The sequence below is a fragment of the Verminephrobacter aporrectodeae subsp. tuberculatae At4 genome, from assembly GCF_000193225.1.
Taxonomy (GTDB): Bacteria; Pseudomonadota; Gammaproteobacteria; order Burkholderiales; family Burkholderiaceae_C; genus Acidovorax; species Acidovorax aporrectodeae.
In genome coordinates, this window is record NZ_AFAL01000201.1 from 1 (window position 1) to 1,890 (window position 1,890).

Below are 1,890 nucleotides of genomic sequence, written 5' to 3' on the forward strand. Positions count from 1 at the left end.
CCTGGCGCCTTTGCCGCGAATATCACCATCCGCGGCCGGCGCGAGCGCAAGGAACCCGGCATGGATGACAAGGGCCATCCGACCACAGCCCGCGTTCCCGAGCCGCTGGACGCCGACGCCGTCGAAATCACCATTTGGCCAAAACCCTGATCCAGGAGAAACAGAATATGCCAAGCATTTTTATCAAGGACAATCTGCGCACCCAGGTTGAGGCCGCAAGCGGCGGCGCTGCCACGGTCATGTACACCGCAACGGGCCACCCCTGCTATATGAGCGTGATTCCGAAGTTCAACTTGCAAGACATTCATGCGAGCCTGGGCCGCGGCGTGCATCCGGCGTTTATCGTCAATGGCATCGAGAAGGACGCCATCTACATCGGCCAGTATCAGGGCTTCGTCATGGACTGGAATCTGCTGTCCATCCCCGGCGTGCTGCTGAACCACAGCTGGAGTTTTGATACTTTCCAGCGGTGTGCCAAGAACAACGGCGTTGGCTGGCACATGATGACCCATGCCGAATGGGCGGCCATCGCGCTGTGGTGCTGGAAAAACGGCACGATGCCGCGTGGCAATACCGACCATGGCAAGAGCCACTCCATGCCCCACGAGACCGGCCGCTCCGATGGCTCCCGGATCTACACGGGCTCGGGCCCGGCCTCGTGGCGCCACAATGGCCTGCCGCACGGTATTGCGGACCTCACCGGCAATACCGCGGAATGGCTTGGTGGCTTGCGCTTGAACGAAGGCGAAATCCAAATACTGCCGAACAACGACGCCGCGGACAATACCAAGTCCCAGAGCGCCGACTCCGCCCACTGGAGGGCCATCAGCGCGTCTGACGGCGCCCTGGTCGCGCCGGGTACGGCGGGCACATTGAAATATGACGCTGCAGCTGCCGTGACCAGTGGCCGTACTCAGGCTGCAATCCTGTCCGACTCCAAGACCCGCGACACCACCCCTCCCATCCCCATCGACTACGGCGGCTATAACCCCACTAACACCTTCAAAAGCATGGGTGTAAAAGCCGGCCTGACCGTTCCCGCAATCGCCAAGGCGCTGGGCCTGTACCCTGTCACTGCCAGCCTTCCCGGCGAGGATGGTTTCCTGATGCACAACCAAGGCGAAAGTTTGTCTATGGCCGGTGGTCACTGGAACGATGGCGCCAAGGCCGGGGTCTTTGCGCGCGCGCTCTGCGGGAGACGGACACGGACGAACTCGAGGGGGGATATTGAGAATTGGTCGGCGCTCGCGAGCGCCCGGGTGGCCTTTGTTCTTTGACAGAGAAACCACAGCGCCCTCTGAGTGAAAGTGAACTCCCCCCGGCAAACACCCCCATCCCCCATATTTCCCCACCCCAACGGCGCACCACAAGGTGCGCCGTTTCTCTTTATGCAGAAAAGAAGTTAAACCATGACACGACCGCATCCCAGCATTAGCCCGATGGCGCCCGACGCCGTCCCCTCGGTGTGGAACCCCCGCTACCGGGAGATTGACGAGAATTTCGCGGGCATTGATACACGCGTGCTGGCGCGTGAAAACGAGATGGATCAGGCCCGGGGGGGAGGGGGAGTTTGGACGAGCGGTTGGATGAGATGGATGGGCGGATTGGTAGTGGGGGGCGGTCCTCGTGTGCAGCGGGGGGAGGTGATTTTCTATAACCGGGGGTGGAAGGACAACCTGTGGGTACGCAAGAGCAGCAGCGCAAGCCGCAGCTTGGACATTGCCGCCGGGACGTTTTTATCGGCGGCCGTCTCTACAGCATGGGCGAGCGTACCAACGGCGCCAGCGTACCCTCCAATCCCGGCGGCACGGCGCAAACCTGCGAGGTCTACCTGCGGATCAACGGCGACAGCATTGACTTCCAGTGCAGCCCGCTTGGACAGAGCGCCCC

At 61.9% G+C, this 1,890-nt stretch carries 2 protein-coding genes; both read left to right on the plus strand.

The features are described from left to right. Positions 1-134 precede the first annotated feature (134 nt). The gene (locus VTU_RS25920) at positions 135-1,277 is read left to right on the plus strand and encodes a hypothetical protein (protein WP_010101915.1); all 1,143 of its coding nucleotides are present in this window, start codon (positions 135-137) and stop codon (positions 1,275-1,277) included. A 401-nt stretch (positions 1,278-1,678) separates the two neighbouring features. Further along, on the plus strand, positions 1,679-1,890 hold a 212-nt coding region (locus VTU_RS0105820), incomplete at its 3' end, for a hypothetical protein (protein WP_010101917.1).